At 71.2% G+C, this 26,456-nt stretch carries 21 protein-coding genes, 1 other RNA gene and 1 pseudogene; 13 read left to right on the top strand and 10 right to left on the bottom strand.

All coding sequences use genetic code 11. The features are described from left to right. Window positions 1-73 precede the first annotated feature (73 nt). Both OV079_RS36690 and OV079_RS36685 read right to left on the bottom strand, forming a co-directional pair. On the bottom strand, window positions 74-1,291 hold the full coding sequence (locus tag OV079_RS36690; protein ID WP_267774202.1) for an ATP-grasp domain-containing protein: 1,218 nt from the start codon (window positions 1,289-1,291) through the stop codon (window positions 74-76). 11 nt (window positions 1,292-1,302) lie between these two features. After that, window positions 1,303-2,463 (bottom strand): ATP-grasp domain-containing protein, encoded by a 1,161-nt coding sequence (locus OV079_RS36685; RefSeq protein ID WP_267774200.1) that lies wholly within the window; start codon window positions 2,461-2,463, stop codon window positions 1,303-1,305. A 161-nt stretch (window positions 2,464-2,624) separates the two neighbouring features. On the opposite strand from OV079_RS36685, the gene OV079_RS36680 reads away from it, so the two are divergent. The 7 genes and pseudogenes from OV079_RS36680 to OV079_RS36655 all read left to right on the top strand — a co-directional run bounded on the left by OV079_RS36680 (window position 2,625) and on the right by OV079_RS36655 (window position 9,130). Continuing rightward, the gene (locus OV079_RS36680; protein ID WP_267742411.1) at window positions 2,625-3,548 is read left to right on the top strand and encodes a Type 1 glutamine amidotransferase-like domain-containing protein; all 924 of its coding nucleotides are present in this window, start codon (window positions 2,625-2,627) and stop codon (window positions 3,546-3,548) included. Next, window positions 3,548-4,300 (top strand): annotated as a pseudogene (locus OV079_RS59210) (alpha/beta hydrolase); the annotation flags it as partial. The gene OV079_RS36680 and the pseudogene OV079_RS59210, both read left to right, overlap by 1 nt. 154 nt (window positions 4,301-4,454) lie before the next feature. Continuing rightward, entirely contained in the window at window positions 4,455-4,715 is a 261-nt protein-coding gene (locus OV079_RS36675; RefSeq protein WP_267774198.1) for an alpha/beta hydrolase, read from the top strand. 75 nt (window positions 4,716-4,790) lie between these two features. After that, complete coding sequence (locus OV079_RS36670; protein WP_267774196.1) at window positions 4,791-6,302, top strand: ATP-grasp domain-containing protein; 1,512 nt, start codon at window positions 4,791-4,793, stop codon at window positions 6,300-6,302. A 227-nt stretch (window positions 6,303-6,529) separates the two neighbouring features. Further along, window positions 6,530-7,138, top strand: coding sequence for an alpha/beta hydrolase-fold protein (locus tag OV079_RS36665; protein WP_338088980.1), 609 nt, complete (start codon window positions 6,530-6,532; stop codon window positions 7,136-7,138). A gap of 55 nt (window positions 7,139-7,193) precedes the next feature. Next, entirely contained in the window at window positions 7,194-8,435 is a 1,242-nt protein-coding gene (locus OV079_RS36660) for an ATP-grasp domain-containing protein (RefSeq protein ID WP_267774193.1), read from the top strand. 341 nt (window positions 8,436-8,776) lie between these two features. Next, on the top strand, window positions 8,777-9,130 hold the full coding sequence (locus tag OV079_RS36655; protein WP_267774191.1) for a hypothetical protein: 354 nt from the start codon (window positions 8,777-8,779) through the stop codon (window positions 9,128-9,130). Between the two features lie 420 nt (window positions 9,131-9,550). Here OV079_RS36655 and ssrA read toward each other — a convergent pair. Next, window positions 9,551-9,911: a transfer-messenger RNA gene (gene ssrA / locus OV079_RS36650) on the bottom strand. Window positions 9,912-10,075: 164 nt separating this feature from the next. Here ssrA and OV079_RS36645 point away from each other — a divergent pair. Both OV079_RS36645 and OV079_RS36640 read left to right on the top strand, forming a co-directional pair. Beyond that, a complete protein-coding gene (locus tag OV079_RS36645) occupies window positions 10,076-10,987 on the top strand; it encodes a diguanylate cyclase domain-containing protein (protein WP_267774189.1) in 912 nt (303 codons plus the stop codon). 75 nt (window positions 10,988-11,062) lie between these two features. After that, a complete protein-coding gene (locus tag OV079_RS36640; RefSeq protein ID WP_267774187.1) occupies window positions 11,063-13,408 on the top strand; it encodes a lytic transglycosylase domain-containing protein in 2,346 nt (781 codons plus the stop codon). 284 nt (window positions 13,409-13,692) lie between these two features. Here the strand turns inward: OV079_RS36640 and OV079_RS36635 are convergent, their stop codons facing one another. The 4 genes from OV079_RS36635 to OV079_RS36620 all read right to left on the bottom strand — a co-directional run bounded on the left by OV079_RS36635 (window position 13,693) and on the right by OV079_RS36620 (window position 21,090). Beyond that, the gene (locus tag OV079_RS36635) at window positions 13,693-14,481 is read right to left on the bottom strand and encodes a helix-turn-helix domain-containing protein (protein ID WP_267774185.1); all 789 of its coding nucleotides are present in this window, start codon (window positions 14,479-14,481) and stop codon (window positions 13,693-13,695) included. Between the two features lie 323 nt (window positions 14,482-14,804). After that, window positions 14,805-17,141, bottom strand: coding sequence for a M20/M25/M40 family metallo-hydrolase (locus OV079_RS36630; RefSeq protein ID WP_267774183.1), 2,337 nt, complete (start codon window positions 17,139-17,141; stop codon window positions 14,805-14,807). A gap of 472 nt (window positions 17,142-17,613) precedes the next feature. Continuing rightward, a complete protein-coding gene (locus tag OV079_RS36625; RefSeq protein WP_267774182.1) occupies window positions 17,614-20,100 on the bottom strand; it encodes an efflux RND transporter permease subunit in 2,487 nt (828 codons plus the stop codon). Between the two features lie 156 nt (window positions 20,101-20,256). After that, on the bottom strand, window positions 20,257-21,090 hold the full coding sequence (locus OV079_RS36620) for an SGNH/GDSL hydrolase family protein (RefSeq protein ID WP_476703784.1): 834 nt from the start codon (window positions 21,088-21,090) through the stop codon (window positions 20,257-20,259). A 261-nt stretch (window positions 21,091-21,351) separates the two neighbouring features. Here OV079_RS36620 and grxD point away from each other — a divergent pair, with 261 nt between their 5' ends. After that, window positions 21,352-21,684, top strand: a complete 333-nt coding sequence (grxD, locus tag OV079_RS36615; protein ID WP_267774180.1) for a Grx4 family monothiol glutaredoxin — start codon at window positions 21,352-21,354, stop codon at window positions 21,682-21,684. A gap of 22 nt (window positions 21,685-21,706) precedes the next feature. Here grxD and OV079_RS36610 read toward each other — a convergent pair whose 3' ends face one another. Both OV079_RS36610 and OV079_RS36605 read right to left on the bottom strand, forming a co-directional pair. Continuing rightward, window positions 21,707-21,847 (bottom strand): hypothetical protein, encoded by a 141-nt coding sequence (locus tag OV079_RS36610; protein ID WP_267774178.1) that lies wholly within the window; start codon window positions 21,845-21,847, stop codon window positions 21,707-21,709. Further along, on the bottom strand, window positions 21,808-22,359 hold the full coding sequence (locus tag OV079_RS36605; protein WP_267774176.1) for a hypothetical protein: 552 nt from the start codon (window positions 22,357-22,359) through the stop codon (window positions 21,808-21,810). The genes OV079_RS36610 and OV079_RS36605 overlap by 40 nt, the downstream gene beginning before the upstream one ends. A 347-nt stretch (window positions 22,360-22,706) precedes the next feature. Between OV079_RS36605 and OV079_RS36600 the strand changes: the two genes are divergently transcribed. Together OV079_RS36600 and OV079_RS36595 are read left to right on the top strand one after the other, a co-directional pair. After that, window positions 22,707-23,348: a hypothetical protein gene (locus tag OV079_RS36600; protein WP_267774175.1), complete on the top strand. Its 642-nt coding sequence runs from the start codon at window positions 22,707-22,709 to the stop codon at window positions 23,346-23,348. 49 nt (window positions 23,349-23,397) lie between these two features. Further along, on the top strand, window positions 23,398-24,612 hold the full coding sequence (locus tag OV079_RS36595) for a patatin-like phospholipase family protein (protein WP_267774174.1): 1,215 nt from the start codon (window positions 23,398-23,400) through the stop codon (window positions 24,610-24,612). 423 nt (window positions 24,613-25,035) lie between these two features. On the opposite strand, the gene OV079_RS36590 is transcribed toward OV079_RS36595, so the two are convergent. Further along, window positions 25,036-25,455 carry a hypothetical protein gene (locus OV079_RS36590; protein ID WP_267774173.1) on the bottom strand — a complete coding sequence of 140 codons (420 nt, stop codon included), beginning with the start codon at window positions 25,453-25,455 and terminating at the stop codon, window positions 25,036-25,038. A gap of 131 nt (window positions 25,456-25,586) precedes the next feature. On the opposite strand from OV079_RS36590, the gene OV079_RS36585 reads away from it, so the two are divergent. Beyond that, window positions 25,587-26,429 carry a 2,3,4,5-tetrahydropyridine-2,6-dicarboxylate N-succinyltransferase gene (locus OV079_RS36585; protein ID WP_267774172.1) on the top strand — a complete coding sequence of 281 codons (843 nt, stop codon included), beginning with the start codon at window positions 25,587-25,589 and terminating at the stop codon, window positions 26,427-26,429. Window positions 26,430-26,456 lie beyond the last annotated feature (27 nt).

The raw sequence follows: 26,456 nt of genomic DNA, 5'->3' as shown, positions 1-26,456 counted from the left end.
AAGGACATGTCCCTTTGTTCTCTGCCCGGAGCGACCGTCAGCTGGCGTGTCAGCTGGCGTGTCAGCTGGCGTGTCAGCTGGCGTGGATCCGCAGGGTCGAGATGGCGAAGCGCATCATGTCCATGCAGGTGCGGAAGTCCGGGTGGCGCAGGATCATGAAGCCGTCGGACAGCAGGGTCTGGCGCCAGTCGCGGCGGTTGCTGCCGACCGGCAGCAGGTCGGTGACGACCAGGCTCGGCCCCAGGCGCTGCTTGATCTGCTCGAGGCCCTCGATGCGGCGGATCTTGCCCTGGCCCATGGCCCGCTTGAACAGCGCGGCGACGTGGTAGCGGCGCTGCGGCTTGGCCTCGAAGCTCTTCCAGCAGATCGCGCGGGCGGTCTCGCGGTAGAGGTCGAAGTCGTTGGCGAAGTTCATCTGGTCGACGAGCTTGCCGCCGGGCGAGCGAGCGGCGATCTCGCCGAACACGGCCTCGCCGTTGGGCTTCTTGTACCACTCCATGTGGGTGAAGCCGGTCGTCATGCCGAGCGCCTTGATCACCTTGCGCCCGAGCTCGATGCCGGGCATCAGCGCCGGCTGGTACGGGTCGCGGAAGACGACCTGGGCCGGCGTGATCCACTCGTTGTTGCGGCCCTCCATCGGCTTCGGGAAGTACTGGGCGACGCTCTCGAACACCGGCTCGCCGTCGATGCAGACGGTGTCGTAGGTGAACTCCTCGCCCTCGATGTACTCCTCGAGGTTGATCTCGGGGTGGCGCTCGACGGCGCCGAGGACCGCGCGCAGCTCGGCGTCGTCGCCGACGCGGTAGGTGTCGGCCGAGCCGGCGCCGGCGACCGGCTTGACGCACACGGGGTAGCCGATCGCGTAGGCGGCTTCGAACGCCTCGCGGGCGGTGCGGACGCGGGCGAACCGCGGCACGCGGAGGTCGGCCTCGAACAGCCGCTGCTTCATGATCGGCTTGTCGCGGAAGCCGATGGCGACGTCGGGGCTCATGCCGGGCATGCCGAGCTCCTGGCGCACGCGCGCGGCGAGCACGACGCAGGGCTCCCACAGGCACTCGACGCGGTCGGGGCGGATCCGCCGGGCCGCCTCGACGATGTGGCGGACCGCGGCGTCCTCGTCGAAGAGGCTGGGGATCTGCAAGTAGTCGCGGAGGTGCCGCTGGACCTTCGCCGGCAGCGCGCCCTTCGGCAGCTCGCCGACGCCGTAGACCTGCGCCCCGACCTCGGCGAGGCCGCGGGTGAAGTCTTGCATCTCTTCGGGGTAGTGGGGGGAGATGAAGAGAACCTTCATGGACTGGCTCCTCAACCGGCGCGGACCTTCACGGTGCGGCCGATGATCTCGAAGATCTCGCGCATCGTGTCGTAGTCGGGGTGACGCATCTGAATCCAGGCGTTGGCCATGTAGCCGGCCTCGATCGGCTGAGTCGGCCAGCCGGCGGGCGGCAGGTGGGCGCGGCAGATGTACTGGCCGAAGCGGCGCTGGACCTCGTCGATGCCCTCGTAGCCGCGGATCCGTCCGTCGCGGTCGGGCCGCAGGGCGATGATGCCGCTGGCGAACCGCCGCGACGGCCGCCGCTCGACGCGACCGTGCACGACCGCGTTGGCCCACTCGCGGTAGATGTCGATGTCGTTGCCGTCGGCGTAGACGTCCCACTGACCGACGCCCGGCGGACGCGAGCCGATCTCCGAGAACTTGAGGCCCTTCGGCCCGACGAACCACTCCATGTGGGTCGCGGTGGTGCCGAGGTCCATCACCTCGATCACCTTGCGGCCCATCGCCTTGAGCTCGTCGTAGCCGGAGGCGTCGATGCGGTTGGTGGACACGATGTAGGGCGTGATCCACCGGTTGCGCATCGCGTCGAGGACGTTGGGGTAGTAGTGCGAGACGAACTCGTACACCGGGCGGCCGTCGATCGAGAGCGTGTCGTAGAAGCCCTCGTGACCCTCGATGAACTCCTCGAGCGCGACCGAGGCGCCGCGGCCGACGTTCATCTCGCGGAGGGTCTGCACGAGGTGCTGCTCCTCGTCGACGCGGGTGGTGCCGGAGGCGCCGGCGCCGGCCCGCGGCTTGACGATCAGCGGGAACCCGACCCGGCGGGCGAACGCGAGGCCTTCTTCGATCGTGTCGACGCCGGTCGACTGCGCGCACGGGATGTCGTGCTTGCGCAAGAACTCCTTCATCATCGGCTTGTCGCGGCACAGCATCGCCGACTGCACCGAGGGCCCGGGGATCTTCGTCGCTTCACGCACCTTGGCGGTGGTGATGATGTGGGCCTCGATGGTGCACTCGAGTCGGTCGACCCACTCGCGCTTCTGGCAGCGCCGCACCGCGTCGTACAGCGCGCCCTCGTCGACGACCGAGGGCACCTGCTCGTAGCCGTGCAGCCAGCTCTTCAGTTCATCATCGAGCTGCGATGGATGCGCCTCGCCGATCCCGGTCACACGGGCGCCGACCGAATGCATGGCGCGGACAAAATGCCTCTGGTAAGAGGGAAAGTGCGGGGCGACGAACAGGACATGCATGACGAGATTGTACCCCTCCGGGCCGCCGATTGCGTCGGACGGGTCGACGCGCAGGGGCCCCTCGAGCGCCTTACCACGGGCCTGCGCAGGAGAACAACTCCATGACGCGCGGCGTGCTCCTCGGCCCCCAGCGCCACCACCAAATCGTCGACAAGGCCGCCGACATGCTCGGCATCGACGGCCAGATCGCCGCCGTCACGGCGGGTTGGCAGGAGCGTGAGGCCGAGGACCAGGAGCTGTGCGCCGCCCTCGGCAACCGGGCCGTCAATCTGATGCTGCACGCGCGGGCCGAGACGGCCTTCCGCGAAGATCCCGAGCTGTTCGCGGCCCACCGGGCCAAGCAGGACCGCCTGCGCCAGCTGCAGGACCTCTACCGCCTGCGGCTCGCCAGCCACCTCAAGGCGGCGCGGCGGGTCCAGCAGGCTCAAGCGCCGCGCGACCTGATCGAGTCCGAGTTGGAGGAGGCGGTCCAGGCGATCCGCCTGCTCGACGCCCACCACGTGGCCAAGACGCAGCACATCCAGAAGGACTTCGACCGCAAGGTGAAGCCGCTGGAGCGGCCGGCGGTGGTGAAGCAGTTGAAGGAGATCGAGGCGATCCTGGCCGACTGCGCCGGGGTGGCGATCGCCGGCGGGCACGTCGCCGTCCTTTATAATCGCCTGCGGCTGTTCGACCTCGGCCCGCGCCTCGCCGACCTGCCGATCATCGCCTGGTCGGCCGGGGCCATGGTGGTGGCCAGCCGGATCGTGCTGTTCCACGACAGCCCGCCGCAGGGCCGCGGCAACGCCGAGGTCCTAGAAGGCGGGCTCGGGCTGTTCCCGGGCGTGGTCCCGCTGCCGCACGCGCGCCGGCGGCTCAACCTGCAGGATCCGGGGCGCATCACGGTGTTCGCCCGCCGGTTCGCGCCGGCCACCTGCGTGGCGCTCGACGAGCGCTGCTTCATCCACTTCGAGGGTCCGCGCTGGAGCGCCGGGGCCAACACGTTCCAGCTTCGCACCGACGGCCACCTGGTGGCGCTGCACTGATGCCGGCCATGAACACCCGTCTGAACCCGCCCATGAAGCTGGCGATCCAGAGCCTCCTCGCGCACGGCCCGGTCGACGCGGCGGCGATCGACAAGTTCCTGAAGACGCACTCGTTCCCGCTGATCGAGGGCCGCAACGCGACGTTCGTGTACCGCGGCCCGGGCGACCAGGTGAACCTGCGCCACTGGGTGTTCGGGCTCGGCTCGTCGCAGCCGTTCACGCGGGTCGGGAACAGCGACTTTTGGTACCACACGCTCGAGCTGCCGCCGCAGTCGCGCGTCGAGTACAAGCTCGAGGTGATCCTCGGCGGCGTGGGCACGTGGATCCGCGACCCCTTCAACCCCAACCTCGCGCACGACCCTTTCGGCGCCAATTCGGTGGCCCACGGCCAGGGCTACAAGACCCCTGGTTGGACCGAACATGACCCCGAGGCCAGGCCCGGGACGATGGTCGAGACCCAGCTCGAGAACACGCCGCTCGGGACCCAGCGGGTCAGCATCTACCTGCCGGCCCGCTTCCGCGAGAGCCGCCGCTACCCGCTGTTGATCGTCCACGACGGCGGCGACTACATGCGCTACGCGGCGCTGAAGACGGTGCTCGACAACCTGATCCACCGCCTCGAGGTCGCGCCGCTGGTGGCCGCGGTCACCCACCCCGGCGACCGGATCGGCGAATACCCCAACAACCCCCTGCACGCCGCCTTCATCGCCGAGCACCTGCTCCCGTTCATGGAGAGCCGTTATCCGCTGTACGCGGCGCCCGCGGCGCGCTGCCTGATGGGCGCGAGCTTCGGCGGCGTCGCCTCCCTCCTCGACCGCGTGGCGCTATCCGGGCACGTTCGGGCGGCTGCTCCTGCAATCGGGGAGCTTTGCGTTTACCGACATCGGCGAGAGCAAGCGCGGACCGGTGTTCGCCAGGGTCGTCGAGTTCGTCAACGCCTTCCGCGAGAGCCCGGGCAAGCCGAGCGACAAGGTCTATTTGAGCTGCGGCACCTACGAGAGCCTGATCTACGAGAATCGGTCGCTGGTGCCGCTCCTCCAATCGACCGGCATGGAGGTCAAGTACGAGGAGGCGCGCGACGGTCACAACTGGGAGAACTGGCGCGATCGCCTGCGGAGCGGGCTCTCGTGGCTGTTCCCGGGGCCGCTGTGGATGGTTTACGAGTGAGGGGCGGCGCGGGCGGCGGCCCTTGCAAACTGGGGCGAATTGGCAAGAGTCGCGGCTGCCGTAGGAGGCGCCGACATGGCCAACATCACCAAGAACATCGGATTGTCTCTCGGGGCCGACCTGTGCTGGCCCGCTTGCTACGAAGAGATCGTCAAGCGTCTCGATCTGAACATCCCCTCCGGCGAGGACGCGATCAAGTTCCACGTCGAGCGCGTCAGCGTCGAGCCGTTCAACCTACGCCAGCCGGTCCGCTACGACATCGTCCTCGATCGCCTGACGCACTGGTTCCACACCAGCCGCGAGTGGATCAAGAAGGCCGTGGTGATGGACGGCCTGTACGTCCTCAACAATCCGTGGTCGCTCCAGTCGATGGAGAAGCACACGACCTACTCGGCGATGATGGCCCTCGGCATGCCGATCCCCGACACGTGGATGGTGCCGCCGCGCGAGGTCTCGCCCGACAACCCCGACATCTATCCGACCCTCGAGCGCTACGGGCGGAAGTTCGAGCTGGCTGAGATCGGCGAGAAGCTCGGCTACCCGCTGTTCATGAAGCCCTACGACGGCGGCGCGTGGGTCGGGGTCACCAAGATCAACAACACCCAGCAGTTGCTCAAGGCCTACGAGCAGAGCGGCCGGCGGGTGATGCACCTGCAGCGCGCGGTCGACCCGTTCGACCTGTTCGTGCGCGCGATCGGCATCGGCCCGCAGGTCCACATCGTCCGCTACGACCCCGACGCCCCGCTGCACGACCGCTACAAGGTCGACTTCTTCTTCGTCGACGGCGAGGAGTGGAGCGTCCTCCAGGACACCTGCCTCACCATCAACGCGTTCTTCGGCTGGGAGTTCAACTCGTGCGAGTCGCTGCGGAAGGAGGGCACCTTCTACCCGATCGACTTCGCCAACGCGTGCCCCGACTTCCAGGTCACGTCGCTGCACTTCCACTTCCCCGAGCTGGTCAAGAACATGGTCCGCTGGTCGCTGTTCTGCGCGGCCACCGGGCGCAAGAAGGCGCTCAACCTCGACTGGGCGCCGTTCTTCGAGATCGCCAAGAAGGACCTGCCGTACCGCGAGCGCCTGGCCGGCTACGCCAAGATCGCCCGCGAGCGGATGGAGCACGACCGCTTCCAGGAGTTCGTCGCCAAGCACCTGTCGCACCTCGACGAGGTGACGTGGGAGTTCTTCGGCACCGACATGGCCAAGGGCTTCGTGCGCCAGAAGGTCGCCGCGCTGTTCCCGGCCCACGAAGTGGAGATGTTCACCGACCACTTCTTCGGCCTGATCCAGTTCTGGCGCAAGTGTGAGGCCGACCGCATGAACTCGGCCAAGGAGCAGGCAGCAGCGGCAGCGGCCGAGGTGGTGACGACGCCCGAGGCCGTCAGCACGCCCGAGGTGGTGACGACGCCCGAGGCCGTCAGCACGCCCGAGGTGACGACGCCTGAGCCCGCGAAGGCCGAGCCTGCGGTCGCGGCCGAGAAGGCGCCGGCGGCCGAGGTCGCCGCGCCCGAGCCCGAGCCGGCCGCGTTCGCGCCGGTCAAGCCGGCCGCCCCGCCGAAGGGCGGCAAGGGCAAGAAGGTCAAGAACTAGTCTGTGCCGAAGGACATGTCCTCAAGAACCGGTTCGTCCGGCCCCGCGAAGAGGGGCCGGCGCCGGTCGTCCGGCCCGCCTCGCGGCGCCCCCTCAGCCATGGCCATGGATAAGACGCGCTCGACCTGGTACTCGTCGCGCCTCCGTCAGGAGGTCTCGTTCGCTCGCTGGGGCAGCTACGGCCGCCCGGTGCTGCTGTTCCCGACGGCCGGGGGCGACTGCGAGGAGTGCGAGCGGATGCTGATGATCCGCGCCCTCTCGCCGCTCATCGACGCCGGGCGGATCAAGGTCTACTCGCCCGACAGTACGGCGGGGAAGAACTGGATCCGCGACGACCGCTCGCCGCAGCAGAAGGCGTGGCTGCAGAACCAGTACGACGCGTTCGTCGCCGAGAGCTGGTGCCGGCGATCCGCACCGACTGCCGCACGCCCGACATCGAGATCGTCACGGCCGGCGCGTCGATCGGGGCGCTCAACGCGGTGGCCTCGCTGACCCGCCACCCCGACGCGTTCGCGCTGGCGATCGGCATGAGCGGCACCTACAACCTGACCGGCTGGATGGACGGCGTGCACACGCTCGACTTCCACTACTTCTCGCCGATCCACTTCGTCCCGACGCTGCCCGAGGGCCCGCAGCTGACCCGCCTGCGCTCGCGCCTGGCGATCCTCGCCGTCGGCGAGGGCCGCTGGGACCGCCCCGGCAACTCGTGGGAGATGGCCAGCGTGCTCGGCCGCCGCGGCGTGCCCAACCGCGTCGACCTGTGGGGCCAGGACCACGACCACGACTGGCCGACCTGGCGCGAGATGCTGCCCAAGTACCTCGCCGATCACTCTTGAGCACCTGTCCGCAGGTTCCTGTGCGAAGGGACCTGCGCGAAGAGACATCCGAATCATGCCCGCCGTCATCTTCATCGCGCCCTTCCACCTCCCGGTGACGATGCGCTTCGTCTACGCCGTCGCGGCGCTGCCGAACGTGCGCCTGGGGCTGATCTCGCAGGAGCCGATCGAGAAGCTCGCGCCCGATCTGCGGCGCCGGCTGGCGGCCTACGAGCGGGTCGCCGACGCGCTCGATGTCGACCACCTCGAGGCGGGGGTCAAGGCGGTGGCGAAGCGCCTCGGCGGCGTCGACCGCCTGATCGGCACGCTCGAGCAGCTGCAGGTCCAGCTCGGCCAGCTGCGCGACCGCCTCGGCATCGAGGGCATGGGCGAGGAGGCCTCGCGCAACTTCCGCGACAAGGCGCGCATGAAGGACGTGCTGCAGCGGGCCGGGGTCCCGTGCGCGCGCCACCGCCGGATCACCTCGGCCGGCGAGGGCTGGACGTTCGCGCTCGACGTCGGCTACCCGCTGATCCTGAAGCCGCCGGACGCGGCCGCGGCCAAGGGCACCTTCCGCGTCACCGACGCCGAGACGCTGCACCAGGCCCTGGCGGCGCTGCGCCCGTCGCCCGAGCGCCCGGCGGTGGCCGAGGAGTTCGTCACCGGCCGCGAGCGCTCGTTCGAGACGGTGACGATCCAGGGCAAGCCGGTGTGGTTCTCGTCGACGCTGTACGACCCGCCGCCGCTGCACGTGCTCGAGAACCCGTGGATCCAGTGGACCGTGCTGATGCCGCGCGAGGAGGAGACCGAGGACACCCGGCTCGCGCGCCCGCACGCGCTGGCGGCCCTGCAGGCGCTCGGGATGGGCACCGGCCTGTCGCACATGGAGTGGTTCCGCCGCGACCGCCCGGGCGGCCCGCCGGTGGCGATCTCCGAGGTCGGCGCGCGCCCGCCGGGGGCCCAGATCGTCAGCCTCAACTCGTACGCCCACGGCGTCGATTTCTACGAGCGCTGGGCCCGGCTGATCGTGTTCGAGCAGTGGGAGGCGCCGCCGCGCAAGTACGCCGCCGGGGTGGCGTTCTTCCGCGGCCAGGGCAAGACCCGCCCGGGCGCCCGCGTGGTCGCGCTGCACGGCGTGGCCGAGGCGCAGCGCGAGCTCGGCGAGCTGGTGGTCGACGTCAAGCTGCCGCAGATCGGTCAGCCGCGCGCGGAGTCGTACGAGGGCGAGGGCTACGCGATCCTCCGCCACCCCGACACCGACGTGGTGGCCCGCGCGCTGCGCCGGATGATCTCGACGGTGCGCGTCGAGCTCGGCTGACCCGAAGGGCATGCTCCGAAGGGCATGCCCGATGGCACATGTTTTAAAAAGCATGTCCTCGAGGGCATGGCGGCTGCGCGGCTGCGCGCAGGCGGTGCTGTACGGGCGCGCAGGCGGCGAGCTCATGCGCGGGCGCGCGAGCGGTCGGCTCACGCCGCGTCCACAGCACCCCCGAGTCGCCGGGGAGCTGGCGTTGCGGCGGCTCTGCAGGCGTTTTCGGGCTTGTCCACAGCGCCGCTCCACAGCTCCGGATCGACCGGCTCGCGGGCTGGCCGGCGATGGCGCTTGACGGCCGCGGCGGCGGAGGCTGTTAAATGGCCTCTGGAGTCGGAGGCGGATCGATGCGTGCTTACGAGGCCTGGGAGCAACTGGACTTCGCGACCTTCATGACCCCGGAGACACGGGCGGCGGCCCGCCCTGCGCCAGGCGCGACGCTCGAGATGCACGTGTACGGCGACGACTTCGCGCTGGTGCGCGTCCGCGACGGTTTTTATGCCGACGATCGCCGGGTCTTCTACGTCTCGCGCGGCCGCGTGTACCTGCTCCGCTCGCCGCGGCTGCGCCCCGGCCAGGGTTTTCGCCGGATCGCCGCCCTGCCGGCGGCCGCCCAGAGCGTGGACGAGGCCTGCTTCGACCCCGATGACGCCGGCGACCAGGCGCTGTTCGCCGTGGCCGACTGCATCGACGGAATCTAAAAAGCACGAGTGCGCGGGCAGCGAGGGCGCGAAGACGAACCCACGAGGCCGGTTCGAGCATGCCGCTCACGGCGGCCGCTCGCGGCAAGCAGGACACGGCCGGGCTCGGAGAGAGCCGAACGTTAAAAGTTACGCCCCGCTCAGGCTGCCGTTGAGGGCGGTCTGCCAGCGAGGCGGCAAGGTCGACGAGACCTCGCTCGTCGCCGTGCAGAGAAACTACGCCTCGCTCAGGCTGCCGTGGAGGGCGGCCTGCCAGCGAGGCGGCAGGTCGACGAGACCTTGCTCGTCACCGTGCGAAGAAAGTTACGCCTCGCTCAGGCTGCCGTGGAGGGCGGCCTGCCAGCGAGGCGGCAGGTCGACGAGACCTTGCTCGTCACCGTGCGAAGAGGGGTGGCCGGACTCTGGTTGCCGAGTCCGGCCGAGTGGAGGCGCCGGGAATTGAACCCGGGTCCGCGAGCCATCCGGTGGGACCACTACGTGCGTAGCCGCTGTATTTGATTTAGCCCCGGAGCATGCCCACGGCAGGCCCTCTCCGGTGCGATCCCCTCATTTCACGTGTGCGCTCGGGGCGAGGCGCTCACGCTAGCTCCGGTAATCACACCCCCGTTCCTATCGGAGCCTCTCGGGCGGGGATGTCGCGGGTTCTTACGCCGCGAGGGCCATCTGGCCGTAGCTGTTGTCGTTGGCAGCTATGATTCCCACTCATTTTTACGTGGCTGAGTAGGCAGCCCCGGCACGCGATCCGTCACGTTCAGTACCCCCGTCGAAACCTGACACCCCCGTGAGTGGTTGGACCTTCGTCGCAGCGACGGGCGCAGCGGCGAATCACGAGTATGAGTCGGCGGACCGGCTCGCGCAAGGCCGCGAGCGCGCGCTGCGGGCGCCCCGGCGCGGGAGGCCCAATTTGTTGCCCCACGGGGGACCCCGGCCCTACGATGCCGGCGAGTGGCCGCCGCGCCCGGACGTTTTCAGCCCCCCGACCGCCCCTCCGACAAGGAGGGACCGCGGAGGGCGTTCGTCGTCGTGCTCGCGGGCGACCGCATGGGCGAGATGTTCGAGCTCGACCCCGCGTACACCACCATCGGCCGCGGGCTGACCGCGACGGTGCGGATCAACGACGAGGGAATCTCCCGCACCCACGCGGCCGTATCCGTCGACAAGGGCGTGTACTACCTCTCCGACGCGGGCTCGACCAACGGCACGTTCGCCAACGGCGACCGCGTCGACCGCCATCCGCTGCGCGAGGGCGACAAGATCCAGCTCGGAGCCGCCAGCGTGCTCCGCTTCACCTTTCACGAGGACACCGACGACGACCAGCAGCGCGAGCTGTACGAGTCGACGCTGCGCGACCGCCTCACCGGCCTGTTCGCCCGCGGGTACTTCCTCAACCGCCTCGAGAGCGACGTCGCCGTCGCCCTGCGCCACGGCAAGCCGCTGGCGCTGGTCCGCTTCGAGTTCGACCGCTTCGAGGACGTGCGCGCGGCCGTCGGCGACGCCGCGGCCGACCATGTCCTGCGCACCATGTGCCTGACGATCGTCGAGAGCACCCGCAGCGACGACCTGCTGGCCCGCCTCGGCGACGAGGACTTCGCGTTCCTCTGCCGCGACGTCGACGCCATGCGCGCCTCGCGAGCGGCCCGACGGCTGCGCGAGACGATCGCGGCGCGCGAGCTGCCCGCGGCCGAGCCGACGCGCCTGACCCTCTCGCTCGGGGTCGCCGACCTGGCGCTGCTGCACGAGCCGACCGCCGAGGCGCTGATCAAGGCCGCCGAGTCGGCGCTGATGATCGCCCGCCGCGCCGGCGGCGACCGCGTCGAGATCTACGACCCCGAGAACGAGCCGACCCGGCTGGTCTAAGGAGCAGGTGATGCAACGCCCATCGATTCGCGGCCCGGTCGCCTTGCTCGTGCTGATGAGCCTGTCCTTTGGGGCATGTCGGGGCGAGTCGACGCCGCCGCTGTTCACCGGCGACCTCGGCAAGTCCGACGGCGAGCCCGACAAGAAGAAGGAGCCGGCGCCGGTCGCCGAGCCCGAGCGCAAGCTAGGTTCTCCAGCGGGCCCGGCCGCGACGCGATCCTCGCGCGCGAGCGCCAGAACTTCCCGGCTGCGATCAAGCTGCTCGACGAGGTGCTGCAGGACGGCGCGCTCGCGGCCGACGACCGCGGCGCGGCGTTGTGGCTGCGCGCGCTCGAGGACCTGCGGGCGCAACGGTTCGCCGAGGGCGCCGCGCGCCTGGCCGAGGCTCGCACCGCGCCGGGGCTGGCCACGGTCGCCCCGCGCCTGCGCCTGCTCGAGGCTCAGGCGTGGCTCGACGCCGGCATGCCCGACAAGGCCAAGGCGCCGCTCGCCGGGCTGGTCGAAGCCGCGGCCGGCACCGCGATCGAGCCGGCCGCGACGATCACCGGCGCCGACGCCAAGGCCCGTACCAATGATCGGGCCGGCGCGCTTTCGCAGTACGCCGCCTTCCTCGCCAAGTTCCCCGAGTCCGCGCGGCGCCACGAGGTGCGGGCCAAGCGGGCCCGGCTGCTGGCCGAGGGCGAGGCGCCGGAGGAGCTGCGCGAGGCGATCGATCTCTACGAGAAGTTGTTGCTCGACGTGCCGCTGTCGGACTACGGCACCGAGGCCGAGGAGCGGCTGCCGGCGCTGGCGCAGAAGGTCGGCCTGCGGCGCAGCTTCACCGAGGACCGCGACGCCGTGCGCCAGCGCCAGCTGGCGAAGATCCGCGACCAGCTGGCGCGCAGCCGCTACGCCGGGGTCATCCGCGACGTCGACGAGTTCCTCGCGCTGCAGCCCCCCGACGCCGACCGCTGCGAGGCGCTGTTCCTCAAGGGCACGGCGATCTTCAAGCAGCGCAAGCGGGCCAAGTCGCGCCCGGTGTTCGAGTCGTCGGCGGCGGCGTGCCGCAAGTCCGGACCTGGCCGCAAGGACACCCTCGTCAAGGCCCTCTACCAGGCCGGCCGCGGCCGCTACGCCGAGGGCGAGTACGAGCGCGCGGCCAAGCAGTTCTCCGCGGTCGCCGACGAGTTCCCCGACCACAGCTACGCCGACGACTCGCTGCTGCTGGCCGGCGAGTCGTGGGCCGAGAAGGGCGACAAGCCGCGCGAGCGCCAGGCCTACGAGCGCATGCTGGCCGACTTCGGCGGCGGCGACATGGCCTTCGAAGCGCGGCGCCGCCTGCTGGTGCTGGCGCTGACGCAGGACCGCCCGGCCGACGCGCTCCAGCTGGCCGACGACGGCCTGACGCAGAAGGGCCTCGACCTGCGCGAGCGCGCCAAGCTGCACTACTTCCGCGGCCGCGGCCTGCACCGCCTCGGCCGCGCCGACGATGCCGTGGCCGCCTGGCTCGACGTCATCGCCACCGCGCCGCTCAGCTATCCTGGTCTTCAGGCCATGTCACGCCTGCGCGAGGCCGGCGACGAGCCGCTGGCGCGCGGGGTCGCGGCGCTGTCGAAGTCGGCCGATCAGGCGGCCGTGCGCCTCGATCTGCCGGCCACCCCGGCGGCCGAGCGCGCGCTCCTGCTGGCCCGCCTCGGCCTCGGCGACGAGGCCCGCGAGGAGCTCAGCGACGCCAAGATCGACGGCTGGCCCGCGGCCGCGGTGCTGGCCCAGGCCGGCCTCTACGGCGAGTCGCAGCGGCTGCTCGGCGCGCTCGGCAGCACCTGGCGGCAGAGCCCGCCGGCCGCCGCCAACCGCGAGCTGTGGACGATCGCCCACCCGCTCGCGTTCTCCGACCTCGTGCGCGCCGGCGAGGGCGCGCATCAGGTCCCGTGGTTTTTGACCTTCGCCATCATGCAGACCGAGAGCCGCTTCGAGCCCGGCGTGACGTCGTGGGCCGGCGCCCGCGGCCTCGTGCAGCTGATGCCGGCCACCGCGAAGGACCTCGCGCGCCAGGCCGGCGTCGACGGCTTCGACGAGGCCCGCCTCTACGACCCGTCGCTCAACCTCGACCTCGGCACGCTCTACCTCGGCAACCTCGTGCGTCGCTACGGCGGCGACGATGCCGCGGTGCCGCTGGCGATCCCCAGCTACAACGCCGGCGCCGGCGCGGTCGACAAGTGGCTCGAGAAGCGCAAGGACTGGGACTTCGACCTCTTCATCGAGGCCATCCCCTACGACGAGACCCGCGCCTACACGCAGTCGGTGCTCGAGCGTTGGCTCAGCTACCGCTGGCTGCACGCCCCCGCCGAGCTCACCGCCGACCAGCGCCTGCCCTACGTGCCGCTGACCCTGCCGAGCCGCGCGCGGGGCGTGTCGCCGGGCCCGGTCGACCACGGCTGAGGCGCCTGTCCGAAAGGCCAGACGCTCTCCGCGAGCGACCCGGGACGGCTGAGCCGGCCGAGTCGCGATGCGCAGAGCCTGCTCAGGCGTCAGCCGCGGCGCGGCTCGGACGGGCCCGCGTGTCCATCACGCCAGATTCGGTCGCCGCGCACGGAGTCGGGGTTCGCTCGTCTCGGAGACGCCAGCCGGGGGCTGCGTATCCCTCATCTGTCACGAGAGACATGCCTGAACGGACATGCGCTCGAGAGCATGTCCCTTCGCGCATGCTTTAAAAGGCATGCGCGTCAGGTCGGGCGCGGCGACGGCAGCTTCTTCGGCCCGGCGGCGCCCGGCGGGAGCGCGTGGTTGTCCTCGGCCAGCTTGCGCTCCATGCTGCGGATCTTCGCGGTCAAGAACGCCTCGGCGCCGGCGTACAGGCACACGAACGTCCACACCGGCGAGAGGTGGGTGATCCACGCGAGGCTCCACACCGCGAACACCAGCGAGGCGCGGCCGATGTCGCCGTTGAGCAGCTGGCCGGTGCCGGGGAGGAACAGGCTGAGCAGGCCGGCGGTCGCGGGCAGGCGCGGCTCCTCGTCCTCGAACGGCACCAGAGCTGTCTCTGTGGACAGGCGAGCCAGCAGCGCGTGCTCGCCGAGCTCCTGCGCGGCCGCGCGGAACTCGGCCTCGAGCTCGCCCTTCGTCTCCGGCGTGACCCCGTAGCGGACCACCGAGCCGCCGCCGATCGCCACCAGCAGGCCGGCCTGGCGCATCGCCTCGAGCGCGTTCTCCACGTCCTGTCGCGGCGAACCGAGCGCGTCGGCGGCCGAGGCCACCGTGAGGAAGTCGATCCGCGGGTCGGACAGCAGGCTCAAGATCCGCGCCGACAGCGGCGAATCGAGCGGGTCGGTCTCGCGGAACGGGGTCGTCTCGAGCGCCGCCGACTGGTCCCAGCCGACGCCGCGCCGCGCCAACGCTTGCGACTCCGAGGCCTCGCGGTCGGCCTCCAGCCCGCCCTCACGAGCGAGGTCGGGGCGCAGGCGACGCGCGGTGCCGAGGGGCCGGCGCCCCTTCGTGGGCCGGAGACGATTCATGAGAGCGCCAGAGTAGTCCGTCGTGAAGAGTTGTCACGGCCCGTCGCTCGCGCGGCCAGCCGCCTTCCGGTTCACCATAGCAAATGTCGCGGAGCGTCGCCGCCGGACGTGCGGAGGACGACAATTTCGGGCAGCTTCGCGCCGCGGGTGAGCTCGCCGACGCGACCCGGCAGACGCGCAGCCCGGAGCGCCGTTCGAGCCCGCCCCGCTGCCGGCCTCGGGCCCGCGGCCTCCGCCGCAGTGCGATGCAGGTCCGAGTGCCGCGGGAGCCTCGGTCGACGCGTGACATCTGCGACCATGTGGACGGAACTGCGCGCGGGTCGTCACAGCGAGATCCGGCGCGACAGCATGGTCCGGTCGCCACCGTGCGAGGGCACGGCCCAGGTCGGGCGCGCCGCCTTCAGCGCGTCGCCCGCCGCGGGAATCCCTTCCGACAGGTCCCAAACAACAGCCTCGACCGGGGCTTCACGGTCCAGCTCGAGCGTCACCACCACGCCCTCCGGCGGCGGCGCGACGATCCCGTAGACCTCACCGCCGGCGACGTACTTGCGCCGATGCTCCGGATACGGCGGCAAGGCGACCCCGTTCATGGCCACCGCGCGCAGCCCCGCGGCCTCGGGCACGAACATCGCCATCACGCGCGCGCCGCGGGCCGACCGCACGCGCACGACCACCCGCCGACCCGAGCTCGGCGGCGGCTCGGGGTCCGGCACCGGCTCGACGACCGGCGGCGCGAGCTCGGGCGGCGGCGACCCGGCCGGCGCGACGAAGCTGGGCGACTCGTCGGTGTCCCAGGCGAACGCGGGCCCGGCCGGAGCGAAGGCTGCGGCCGCCTGCAGCGCGGTCGGCAGCGGCGCGTCCGCGCCGACGATCCACCGCCCCGCGCCGCTGTCGGCGTCGAGGTGATACAGCAGGCTCAGGCGCCGCGGCCGCGCGTCGGTGTACGCGGGCGAGGTGACGGCGATCGCCGTGGCCCCGGCGCCGACGAGCGCGAGCGCCAGCACGAGCGGCCTGCGCAGGCGCCCGAGGCCGAGCCACAGCGGCGCCAGCAGCGAGGCCAGCAGCGCCAGCACCCCGGCGGCCGCCGGCCCGAGGCCGAACACCGCCTCGACCCGCACCGCCGCCTGCAGCCACATCAGCGCCGGCAACGCCAGGCCGAGCAGCACGACCAGTCCGGAAGGCCATGTCCCCCACGACATGCCCGATGGGTCATGGCCGATGCGACATGCCCCAAACGCCAGCAGCCCCGCGATCAGCGCGGGCGGCAGCACGCCGACGCTGGCGCCGGGCAGGGCGACCGCGGTGACCGCGGCGATCGCCGCCAGCCACAGCCACGGCCCGAGCCACAGCCACGCGCGGGCGGCCGCGTCGGCGCGCGCGAGCGGCCCGACCAGCGCGCCGCCTGTTGCGAGCACGCTCGTCCACAGCGCGACCCGGGCCGGCAGCGGGGCCGCGTGGCCGGCGACCTCGGCCGCGGTGAGCCAGGCGATCGCCGCCATCAACCCGGCCCCGAGCGCCGCCGGCCCGCCGACCAGCGCGACGAAGCCGAGCCCGCGCGCGAGCCAGGTCCGGCGCGCGCCGCCGACCTCGCGCGCGAGCCGACGCGCGACCGGGACCAGCAGCCCCAGCGCGAGCGCGGCGAGCCCGGGGATCCACAGCGTCCGCAGGTGCAACAACTTCGCCCCGAGCGCGTCGACGTAGACCCGCGAGCGCTCGGGCAGGGCGACGAGATCGGCCCCGGCCAGCGCGCGCACGGCCGCGAGCGCGGTGTCGCCGAGGTGCTGCACGCTCGCCGGGTCGAGGTTGGCCAGGCGATCGAGCGGGGTGTGGTAGTGGGCCTTGTCCTCGCCGAAGCCGAAGTCGAGCGCCGGCCAGCCCGCATTTTTGTAGACGGTGAAGTCGGTGTCGTAGGGCGTGAGGCCGTAGACGGCCCCGATCACGCTGGCTCCGTACGGCCGCGGCACGGCCTCGGCGATCGCGGCGACCAGGCCGTCGTCGTTCGCGGTGGTGCGCGTCAGCGAGGTGACGCCGCGAGTGCCGCCGGCGTCGAGGTTGATGACCGCGCCGATCGAGGCGGCGCGCGGGTGGGCGTCGACGAACGCCTGCGCGCCGAGCAGGCCCGACTCCTCGCCGTCGACCAGCACGAACACGACCGGGTTGCGCGGCCGCGGACCCGCGAGCAGGGCCCGCGCGACCTCGAACGAGGCGGCCACGCCCGAGCCGTCGTCGCCGGCGCCGGGCCCGGCCGCGACCGAGTCGTAGTGCGCCGAGACCAGCAGCGCCGGCCCCTCCTCGCGCCCCGGCAGCGCCGCGACCACGTTCCACACCCGCCCGCAGCCGGCGCTGCGCGGCCCGCAGGCGAAGCCCTCCTGGACCTCCGCCTGTACGCCCAGCGCCGCGAACTCGGCCAGCATGCGCTCGCGCAACGCCGCCGCCGCAGGCGAGCCGACCGGGTGCGGCGCGTCGTCGCCGATCAGCCGCTCCAGCCGCTCGAGCGCACGTGTCGCCGAGAACATGTCCTCGGAGACATTTTTTTCCAACGGCGGCGGCGGCTCGAGCCGCGCCCGCACCAGCGCGAGCGCCCCGGCCAGCAAGGCGACCGCGGCGACGAACACCACCGCGCCGCGCAGCTCGGACCCCCGCTCGCCGGTCGTCGTCACCGGCACATGCTAGCAGCTCGCGCGAGGCCGCGACGCGGGGCTCGGACCCCACTGGCTGGTCGCAGTGACCGCGCATGCGACCGACTCCCGAAAGAGCGTGACAACGCGGGCTCGGACCCTACTCGCGCCGCTGTGACCGCCCGGGCGACCGATCCCCGCGAGGACGCGACGCCGCGGCCTCGGAACCTGCTCGGGTCGCAGAGACCGCCCGTGCGACCGGCCCCCGCGGGGACGCGAAGTCGCGGCCGCGAAACCTGTTCGCGGTCGCAGCCACCGCTCGCCCGGCCGACCTCCGCGAGGTGGTCCGTGGGCGGTCGTATTCACCGCCCATGCGACCGCCTCCCGCGAGGTCGGGACGCCGCGGCTCACACCGGCGACCCCATACTTTTCATAACATGCCCTTGGCGACATGCCCTCGGCGACATGCCCTTAGAGGCATGTCCTCGGCGACATGTCCTTCAGCGCACTCGCGCTACCGCTTGCGCCGCGCGGCGATGGCGGCCACGCTCGGCAGCACCAGGATCGCGGTCACGGCCGCGATGCCGATGCCGAACACCGCGAGCACCCCGATCCCGCGCAGGCCGCCGGAGTCGGCGATGCAGAACGCGCCGAAGCCCATCGCCGTGGTCGCAGTGGCCGCGCCGATGGCCGCGCCGGTCTCGCCGAGGGCGTGGGCGATCCCGCCGGCCTCGTGGCGCATGTGGCGGATGCGGTCGGTCAGATACACCCCGTTGTCGACGCCGATGCCGAGGATGGCCGGCAAGATCGGGATGTTGAACAGGGTGAAGCGGACGCCCGCCGCCGCCATCAGGCCGACCAGCCACAGCATCCCGAGCAGCAGCGGCGCCAGCGTCCACAGCGTCCGCGACAGCGAACGGATCTGCGCCACCACGATCACCGCGATCAGCACCAGCGCCATCGCCAGCACCGTCGGCGCCTCGGACTGCATCAGCTTGTACATCAGCGCGTAGACCGTGGTCTCGCCGACGAACAGCGCGTCGTCCGACTGCAGGCCCTCGACGCCCTCGGTGTACTTGGCCGTCTCCTCCATGAACTTGAGGCCCATGGAGATGTCGGCCGCGTCGAAGTTCGGGTAGGCGTAGACCGCGAAGCGGCCGTCCTGGCTGTACACCTTGTCGCGGATCGCCGGCGGCAGGCGCTCCACCGTCACCGGCTCCGCCTTGAGCATGTTCCGCAGCCGGCGCGCGTCCTCGGGCGAGAGCCCCTCCTCGCCGTCCTCGCCGCCGCCGGCCGCCCGCTCCTCGAGCCGCTTCCACGTGCGCTCGGGGATGTCGGCGGTCATCGTCGCGATCGCCTCCTTGCGCTTGGCCGGATCGATCCACGGGTCGGGCAGGAGGTCCGGCGCGCCGAGCAATTCTGCGACGACGGTACCTGTCCCATCGGCCAGGCGGTCGGCCTGCACCTGGCGCGCCTGCGTCAGCACCGCCCGCGCCTGGTCGAGCGTCGACACCACCAGCACCCCGGCGTGGATGTCCTTGCCGAAGATCTTGCTGATGAGGAACACCTCGGGCTTGTAGAGCGCCCGCGTCCGGGCCGACTGCAGCTCGCGCGTCGAGTTCTCGAACTCGGCCTCGGGCGCCATCACTGCCGCGCCGACGGTCAGCGCCGCCACCAGCGCGAGCATCAGCCCCGGGCGCGCCAGTACCACCCGCGTGAGCAGGCCGGGGCGCCGCTCTTGCTCGGCCTGCGGCTCGCCGACCCGCTTGACGCCGACGAGGCAGAGGATCGCCGGGTACACCGTGAGCATCGCCAGCAGGCACAGCGCCACGCCGAAGCCGGCGATCAGGCCGAACTCCTGGAACGCCGGGAACACCGAGCTCGCCATCACCGCGAACGCGCCGAGCGTGGTCGCCGAGGCGATCAGCAGCGGGCCGGTCACGTTGGCGAAGGCGCGGGCGATCGCCTCGCGGTCGCTGCCGCGGCCCTGCTCCTCGCGCACGCGCACGAGGAAGTGGATGCCGGCGTCGATGCCCATGCCGACCACGACCGTGGAGATCAGGCTGGTGATCGCGTTGAGCCGGCCGAGGACGATCTGGGTCACGGCCATCGACCAGGTGACGCCGCAGATCAGCGGCACCAGCAGCGTCAGCACCGCGCGGCCCGAGCGGAACAGCAGGTAGAGGATCGCTACGACGCCGAGCACCCCGAACGCGCCGCTGCGCAGCATGTCGCCGCGGATCGTCTCGCGCTCCTCGGCCTTGATCGTGTACGGGCCGACGACGCTGTAGTGGATGCCCGAGTCGGCCCACGCCGCGCCCGGCTGGTTGACCACCTCGGCCACGTCGGCGCGGACCTGGTTCGACACCGCCTCGGCGAAGTCGAGGTCGCTCGACGGCTGGGTCGGGTGGATCAGCAGCACCAGCGCGGAGATGTCGTCGCGCTCGAAGTAGTCCTTGAAGCTGGTGCGGGCCAGCGCCGCGTCCTGCTTGCTGCGGATGAACGTGCGCAGGGCCTTGGGCGCCTCGGGGTCAGGCTCGTCGAGGCACACGTCGGGCTCGGCGCGGCACAGCTCGTAGTGCGTCCACGCCTGGAAGTGCTCGTCGAGCGCCTCCATCTCGGCGTCGGTCAAGTAGTAGAGCGCGTGCTCGGCGAAGAAGTCGCTGCGCAGGCGGTACTCGACGTCGCGCACCAGCGGGCTCTTGCTCGCGCGCTCGGCGATCGCGTCGGCGAGCGCGTGGCGCTGCTCGGGCGAGCCCTCCTTGAGCACGACGTTGACGCTGCCGAGCGCGCCGAACGAGGTCTCGATGCGATCGATGCTGGCGAGGACCGGGTGCTCCTCGGGCAGCAGCGAGCGCAGGTCGCTGTCGACGCGCAGCAGCGACGCGATGTAGACGGAGACGACGGTGAGGACCAGCGCCAGCGCGAGCACGAGGCGGTGCTGCGCGAGGACCCATGCGATCCACCGTTCACGCAGGCGCTTGTGCGAGGCCTCGGACACGGGCGGGGCCATCTTGCCCCAAGCGGCCGGCCGAGCGCGAGGTGCATGTGCATCGTCGCGCGCTCCGCGGGTGAGTTTGCCCGTCGAATTTTGCCACGCCCGTCTGCGCTGACCGGACCCCGAGGACAGCTGTCGCCCGCGAAAGACCCGGCGAGCTCACCCCGCGGGCGTGGGCGCGTCCGCCGGCGCACCTGCCACCGCGAGGTCGGTCGATGTGTCCGGCTGCCCCCCGGACAGGACCGCGTGGATGAAGGCCCGCACATGCGCCTCGACCCGCTGCGCGCCCGCGACGCTCAGGTGGATCCCGTCGCCCGCGCGGACCCGGACCGTCTTGCCCCCGGGCTCGCCGTCGGCGTCGAGGCGGTCGGTGTAACCGCCCTTGTCGTCGGCCAGCAGCCGCCAGATGTCGATGAAATGCGCGTTCGGCCGGATCGCCATCTCGGCGCGGTAGATCGTGTTGACCCGCTGCACCCGCACGTGAAACTTCTCCGGCCGCATCACCGGCATGCCGATCCAGAACAGCGGCTTGCCGCCCGCGGCGACGATGTCGGCGAAGGCGTTGACGCGCCGCGCGTACTCCTCCGGCCACTCCGGCTCCGGCCAGGTGATCCAGCCCTTGTCCGGCATGCGCAGGCCTTGCACGTCGTTGCCGCCGAACATCACCACCGCGGCGTCGGGCGCGAACTCGTCGACCTGCTTCTGCGCCTCCTTGGGCCAGGCGAAGAAGTCGGGGCGCGCCAGGCCCGTGCTGCTCTTGCCCTTGCGCCGCACCACGTAGCCGTGGACCTTGTGCAGGCCGTTCTCGAGGAACAGGCCGACGCCGCCGGCGATCATGCTGTCGCCGACGATGAGGATGCGCTTCTTCGCGGGCTCGGCGGCGACCTCGGCCGCGCGCGTGGGTCGGGGCAGGAGCGCGGCTCCGGCGGCGGCGGCGAGGCCGTGCAGCCAGGTCCGACGTGAGCACTGGGGCGAGGGCAGAGTCGGCGCCATGCGAGCGGAAGTGGTTATGACCCGAGCGGCCGACCTTCCGCAAGAAGGGCGTTCGCGGCGCCTTGCTGGGGTGCGGGCCAGCGTGTATCTAACGCCGCGAGAGCCGGCCCCCGCGATCGATTGCGCGCGAGCCCCGGCCCCCGGGACCACTCCCGGCACGGTCCGCGCCCGGACTGGCCACTCTCTTCACGGCCCCCTCCGACTCACCGGCCTCCGGGCCACCGACTTCACGGTCCTCCGGACCTGATTGTGAGACCGCCGATGCAAGCCCACGAGGACGTCCAGAAGTTCATCGCCCACCTCGTCGCCAACAACAAGGTCATGCTCTTCATGAAGGGCAACAAGAGCTTCCCGCAGTGCGGCTTCTCGGCGGTGGTCGTCGAGATCCTCAAGAAGCACGCGGTGCCGTTCGAGACCTTCAACGTGCTGTCCGACCCGGCCGTGCGCGAGGGCGTCAAGCAGTACGCCAGCTGGCCGACGATCCCGCAGCTCTACATCGGCGGCGAGTTCGTCGGCGGTTGCGACATCGTCCGCGAGATGGACGCGAACGGCGAGCTCGAGGACAAGCTCAAGGCCGCCACCGCCGCGGCCTGAGCCCCTCGCGACCGCGGACCCGTCAGCCCGGCGGGTACGTGCAGACGCCGAACTTCATCATCTGCATCTCGGGGATGCCGATGTCTTCGCACGTCGAGCCCTCGGGGCAGTCGTCGTTGGCGATCACGCACAGCAGCGCGCAGATGTCGGCCTTCTGGTCCATGTCGGTGTCGAAGGCGCAGATCGCCTGGACGTCGGGGTCGAGGCCGGGGGCATCGGGCACGTGCCCTGGCCCATGCACTTCGGGGCGCAGAACGAGCCCATGATCTTGCCGCTGGTGCTGGTCGAGTCGACGCAGGCGGCGTTGCCGTCGCACTCGACGTTGTTGGCCACGCTACAGCTCTCGTAGGGGCCGGTCGAGGGGATCACCATCATCGTCGTCGTGCCGGCCGTCTCGGGCTCGCCGGTGGTGGTCGTCGTCGACGTCGTGCTCGTCGTGGTCGTGGTCTCCTCGGCGGTCGTCCCGGTGGTCGGCGTCGGGCCGGTGGTGGGAATCGCCTCGGTGGCCGTCTCGCCGGTGGTGGTCGTCGTCGTGTTCTCCCCGGTGGTGGTCGTCGTGCTCGTCCCTGGCGTCTCCGTCGCGGTTTCCGGCGCCGTCGTGGTGCCGTTGGTGGTGCCGTCCGTCGCCGAGGTCGCGGGTTCCTTTTCGTTACACGCGGCGAAAGCGAGCACCATGGAGAGAGCGAGAAGGGCGTTTGAGCGCATGAACCTAACTCCTGGAAGGGGCCTGCGAGAGCGGCGATGCGTACCGGCTCCCGCGTTCCCGGTGTCAAGCGCTAGATACCTGGGGTTGAAATGTAGTCTCCGTGCATCTGCTCGCGCAGCGCCATGAAACAGCGGTCGGCGCGAGGTCTCACCCAGGCGATCGCGGAGGTGCGTGGTCAGCGAAACATCGGCTACGATGCACCGCTGAGAGCAAAGAGGAACGAGACGATCATGATTCGCCTTCGAAGAGTGTTCGGTGTCACGAGCTTCGCGATCGCGGGGTTCTTGTTCGGCTGCTTCGCGGAAGACAGCGGCGAGTGCAGCGCGGGCGCCCCTGTCCGCGTCGCGGCGAGGCGTGCGACGACACGACCAATACGTGCGAGCTGCAGATGCTCGACGTCGACGGCACCGGGCCCAATCCCGCGCCCGCCGGCTTCACCGACACGCTGCCGTTCTTCCGCGGCACCGTGTGCGCGGCGACGAACGTCCAGCCCGGCGACAAGATCCCGGTGAAGATCGAGATGTGCGTCGATCCATGCGTGACGTCGAAGGGTCACAAGTTCAAGAGTCAGTACAAGTGCAACGGCACGGTCTGCGAGGCGGCGCTGGTGGTGTACCTGCCCGACGCCGTCGGCGCCGACTGCCCCGCCGCCGCGTTCGGCGAGTTCCCCAAGGCCAACTGCGAGTACGTCACGATCGAGGCCTCGGCGGGCCCGCTGTCGACGCAGAACACGGGCGCGATCACGGGCACGGGCACGCTCGAGCTGCCGTTCCTCACCAACGAGGACGCCAAGGAGATCAACGCCACCAACAACTACGACGCGGTCTGGCAGATCATCTACAAGTACCCGCAGGACGCGGGCCGCGTGTTCCAGCTGTCGATGAATGCCAACAATCCGCCGGCGCCGCCGGACTGCAAGGACGCGGCGAAGTGCACTTGCAAGGAGATCGGCTTCTAGTGCTGCGGCCGCGCCAGGACGGCGAGGTCGTGGGCCACGGAGCGTCCGCATGAGCGGCGAGCGCCCCAAGATCGGCCTCGTGTTGTCGGGCGGCGGAGCGCGCGGCGCCTACGAGGTCGGTGTCTTGCGTTACATCCGCGAGCGGATCCGCGGCGAGGCGCGCTTCGACATCATCACCGGCAGCAGCATCGGCGCGGTCAACGGCGCCTATGTGGCCGCCACCGCCGACCGTCCGCGCGCGCAGGGACGTCTGCTCGCGCGCGTGTGGACCGAGCTCGACCTCGACGAGGTGTGTCGATTCGGCTGGACGCAGATGCGCAGCCTGCCGCAGGTGCTGTTCGGCCGCACCGGCGACAAGGCCGGGCACGGGCAGCAGATCGGCGGGCTCATCGATCCGCGCGCGATCCAGAACTTCGTGCGCGCGCGCCTGCCGTGGCGCGGCATCACCGAGAACCTGCACCACGGTCACCTCTCGGCGGTCGCCTGCACCGCCACCGAGGTCGCGACCGGCACCGTCACCACCTTCGTGCAGACCGCCGACGGCAAGTTGCCGCAGCGCTGGCCCGAGAGTCAGCGGCAGAACGTGGTGCTCACGCCCATCACTGCCTCGCACGCGCTGGCGTCGGGGGCGATCCCGGTGCTGTTCCCGGCCGTGCGCGTCGGCGACCTGCTCTACGCCGACGGCGGCCTGCGGCAGCAGACGCCGCTGCGTCCGGCGATGCGGCTCGGCGCCACGCGGCTCCTGGTGGTCAGCCTGCGCCACACCCCCGGCGACGAGGAGGTGCGGCAGATCCGTCACGAGGCCGAGGGCACCTTCCCGAGCGCGATGTTCATGCTCGGCAAGGTGCTCAACGTGCTGCTGCTCGAGAAGGTCGAGGCGGACATCGAGCGGGTGACGCGGATGAACCAGATCCTCGCCGCCGGCGCGCGCGAGTTCGGGCCCGACTTCGCCCAGCGGCTGGCGAACGGGATGCAGAAGGAGAAGAGCACCGCGTACGATTCGATCGACACGCTGCTCATCCGCCCGAGCCAGGACATCGGCCGGATCGCGTTCGAGACGGTCCGCCGCACCGGGCTCAGCCGCTACTCGGGGATCGTCGCTCGCCTCATCCGCTGGGCCGTGGCCGCCGACGACGCCCGCCAGGAGAGCGACCTGGCGTCGTACCTGCTGTTCGACCCCGACTACTGCCGCCAGCTCATCGAGCTCGGCTATCAAGACGCCGCCAGCCGCCACGCCGAGCTGATGGCGCTGTTCGATCGCTGAATGAACTGTCCTGCGGGACAGGCTCGCATTGCCGTCGGGGGCCGGTGATCCGCGCGCCCGCGGCACGGCGCGGCTTTCAGTTCATTGCCGTCCGGGGCCCGGTGATTCGCGCGCCCGCGGCACGGCGCGGCGTTCAGTCAGATGTCCTTCGGGACAGGGCGCCCGGGCCGGCAGACGAGCGGGCCGCGCGGAGGATGGCCGAGCTTCAGCGCAGGTGCGCCGGACGACGCTCGCGGGGCCCGAGTTCGCAGGCGCTCGCTGTGACCCCCGGTTCGGGCCGAGGTCGGTCGATGGGGATATGTCCTTCGAGACAGGCGATCCCCAGCGCGGGGCGAGCTCGGCGACGAGCTGTCGAGGCGCGCCACGACCGCTCGCGCAGGTCGGTGAGCGACGGTGCTCCGCCGTCCGGGCGTGGGCCGGCGCTTACTTGGCCTTCTTCTTCTGCTTGGCGGCCTTCTTGGCGGCCTCTTTGTCGGCCTTGGCCTTGGCGGCGTCCTCGGCCTTGATGTGGGCCTCGATCTGCTGCTTGGCCGCGCACTGGCACAGGGTCGCGCCGCCGAACAGGTCCATGCAAGCGGCGGCGAGGTAGCGGAGGGTGCTGTCGGGGCAGAAGTGGCCGAGCATCGTGCCGCAGAACTGGCTCTGGCCGGCGTCGCTGCTCTGGCACTTGCACTTCGCCGGATCGTTGAAGCAGCCCTCGCGGGCGAACTTGACGCCGGCGGGCTTCTCCTTGGCCGGTAGCGCGGTGGCCCGCTCGTTCTTGTAGAGCGCCTCTTCTTCGGCGGGAGAGACGGTCTGCGGCTCGCCGGCATGGGCGAGCGGGGCGAGCGCGAGGGACAACACGAGCGCGAGGGGGACGCGGCGGAGGCAGGACATCATGGACACCTCGGCGCCGAGGGTACCACGGGCGCCGGCCGGGCGGGCGCCCGCGAGAGCGCTTGCGCCCCGGCGCCGGGCCGTGCGATGCCCCGGGCATGCACCACTCGTCCCACGACCACGCGGACCTCCAGGCCCGGATCGGCGAGGCGTTCGCCGATCGAACCTTGCTCAAAGACCAGGTGTACCGCGACGCGGTGGTGGCGACGATCGCCGAGCTCGACCGCGGCCAGCTGCGGGTCGCCACCCCGGGGGCGGCCGGCGAGCCGTGGACCGTCCACGCATGGGTCAAGCAGGCGATCCTCCTCTACTTCGCGGTCTGCGAGATGAAGACGATCGAGGTCGGGCCCTACGAGTATTTCGACAAGATGCCGCTCAAGCGCGACTGGGCGCGCGCGGGGGTGCGGGTGGTGCCGCCGGCGACCGCCCGCCACGGCAGCTTCATCGAGTCGGGCGCGGTGCTGATGCCGAGCTACGTCAACATCGGCGCGTACGTCGGCAGCGGGACGATGGTCGACACCTGGGCGACCGTCGGCAGCTGCGCGCAGATCGGTCGCAACGTCCACCTGTCGGGCGGCGTCGGCATCGGCGGAGTGCTGGAGCCGCCGGGCGCGACCCCGGTGATCGTCGAGGACGGCTGCTTCCTCGGCTCCCGCGCGATCGTCGTCGAGGGCGTCCACCTCGAGCGCGAGGTGGTGCTCGGCGCCAACGTCACGTTGACCGCGTCGACGCCGATCCTCGACGTCACCGGCCCCGAGCCCGTCACCTACAAGGGCCGCGTCCCCGCCCGCTCCGTCGTGGTGCCCGGCACCCGCCCGAAGCGCTTCCCCGCCGGCGAATTCCAGCTCGCCTGCGCCCTGATCATCGGCCGCCGCAAGGAGAGCACCGACGAGCGCACCAGCCTGAACCAGGCGCTGCGCGAGTTCGACGTGCCGGTTTGATGTTCAAGGACATGTCCTTCGGAGCAT

Source organism: Nannocystis pusilla, from assembly GCF_026626665.1.
Classification (GTDB): domain Bacteria; phylum Myxococcota_A; class Polyangia; order Nannocystales; family Nannocystaceae; genus Nannocystis; species Nannocystis pusilla.
Note: the sequence above shows the minus strand (reverse complement) of the source record. Positions and strands in the feature narration are given on the sequence as shown.

What these genes read in the sequence shown, in the direction of transcription:
- OV079_RS36685 (WP_267774200.1), bottom strand. Translation starts at nt 2,463, where the DNA reads ATGCATTCGGTCGGCGCCCGTGTGACCGGGATCGGCGAGGCGCATCCA.
- OV079_RS36605 (WP_267774176.1), bottom strand. Translation starts at nt 22,359, where the DNA reads ATGGTGCTCGCTTTCGCCGCGTGTAACGAAAAGGAACCCGCGACCTCG.
- OV079_RS36680 (WP_267742411.1), top strand. Translation starts at nt 2,625, where the DNA reads ATGACGCGCGGCGTGCTCCTCGGCCCCCAGCGCCACCACCAAATCGTC.
- OV079_RS36610 (WP_267774178.1), bottom strand. Translation starts at nt 21,847, where the DNA reads ATGGACCAGAAGGCCGACATCTGCGCGCTGCTGTGCGTGATCGCCAAC.
- OV079_RS36690 (WP_267774202.1), bottom strand. Translation starts at nt 1,291, where the DNA reads ATGAAGGTTCTCTTCATCTCCCCCCACTACCCCGAAGAGATGCAAGAC.
- OV079_RS36620 (WP_476703784.1), bottom strand. Translation starts at nt 21,090, where the DNA reads ATGGCGCCGACTCTGCCCTCGCCCCAGTGCTCACGTCGGACCTGGCTG.
- OV079_RS36670 (WP_267774196.1), top strand. Translation starts at nt 4,791, where the DNA reads ATGGCCAACATCACCAAGAACATCGGATTGTCTCTCGGGGCCGACCTG.
- OV079_RS36640 (WP_267774187.1), top strand. Translation starts at nt 11,063, where the DNA reads ATGTCGGGGCGAGTCGACGCCGCCGCTGTTCACCGGCGACCTCGGCAA.
- OV079_RS36660 (WP_267774193.1), top strand. Translation starts at nt 7,194, where the DNA reads ATGCCCGCCGTCATCTTCATCGCGCCCTTCCACCTCCCGGTGACGATG.
- OV079_RS36655 (WP_267774191.1), top strand. Translation starts at nt 8,777, where the DNA reads ATGCGTGCTTACGAGGCCTGGGAGCAACTGGACTTCGCGACCTTCATG.
- OV079_RS36585 (WP_267774172.1), top strand. Translation starts at nt 25,587, where the DNA reads ATGCACCACTCGTCCCACGACCACGCGGACCTCCAGGCCCGGATCGGC.
- OV079_RS36595 (WP_267774174.1), top strand. Translation starts at nt 23,398, where the DNA reads ATGAGCGGCGAGCGCCCCAAGATCGGCCTCGTGTTGTCGGGCGGCGGA.
- grxD (WP_267774180.1), top strand. Translation starts at nt 21,352, where the DNA reads ATGCAAGCCCACGAGGACGTCCAGAAGTTCATCGCCCACCTCGTCGCC.
- OV079_RS36635 (WP_267774185.1), bottom strand. Translation starts at nt 14,481, where the DNA reads ATGAATCGTCTCCGGCCCACGAAGGGGCGCCGGCCCCTCGGCACCGCG.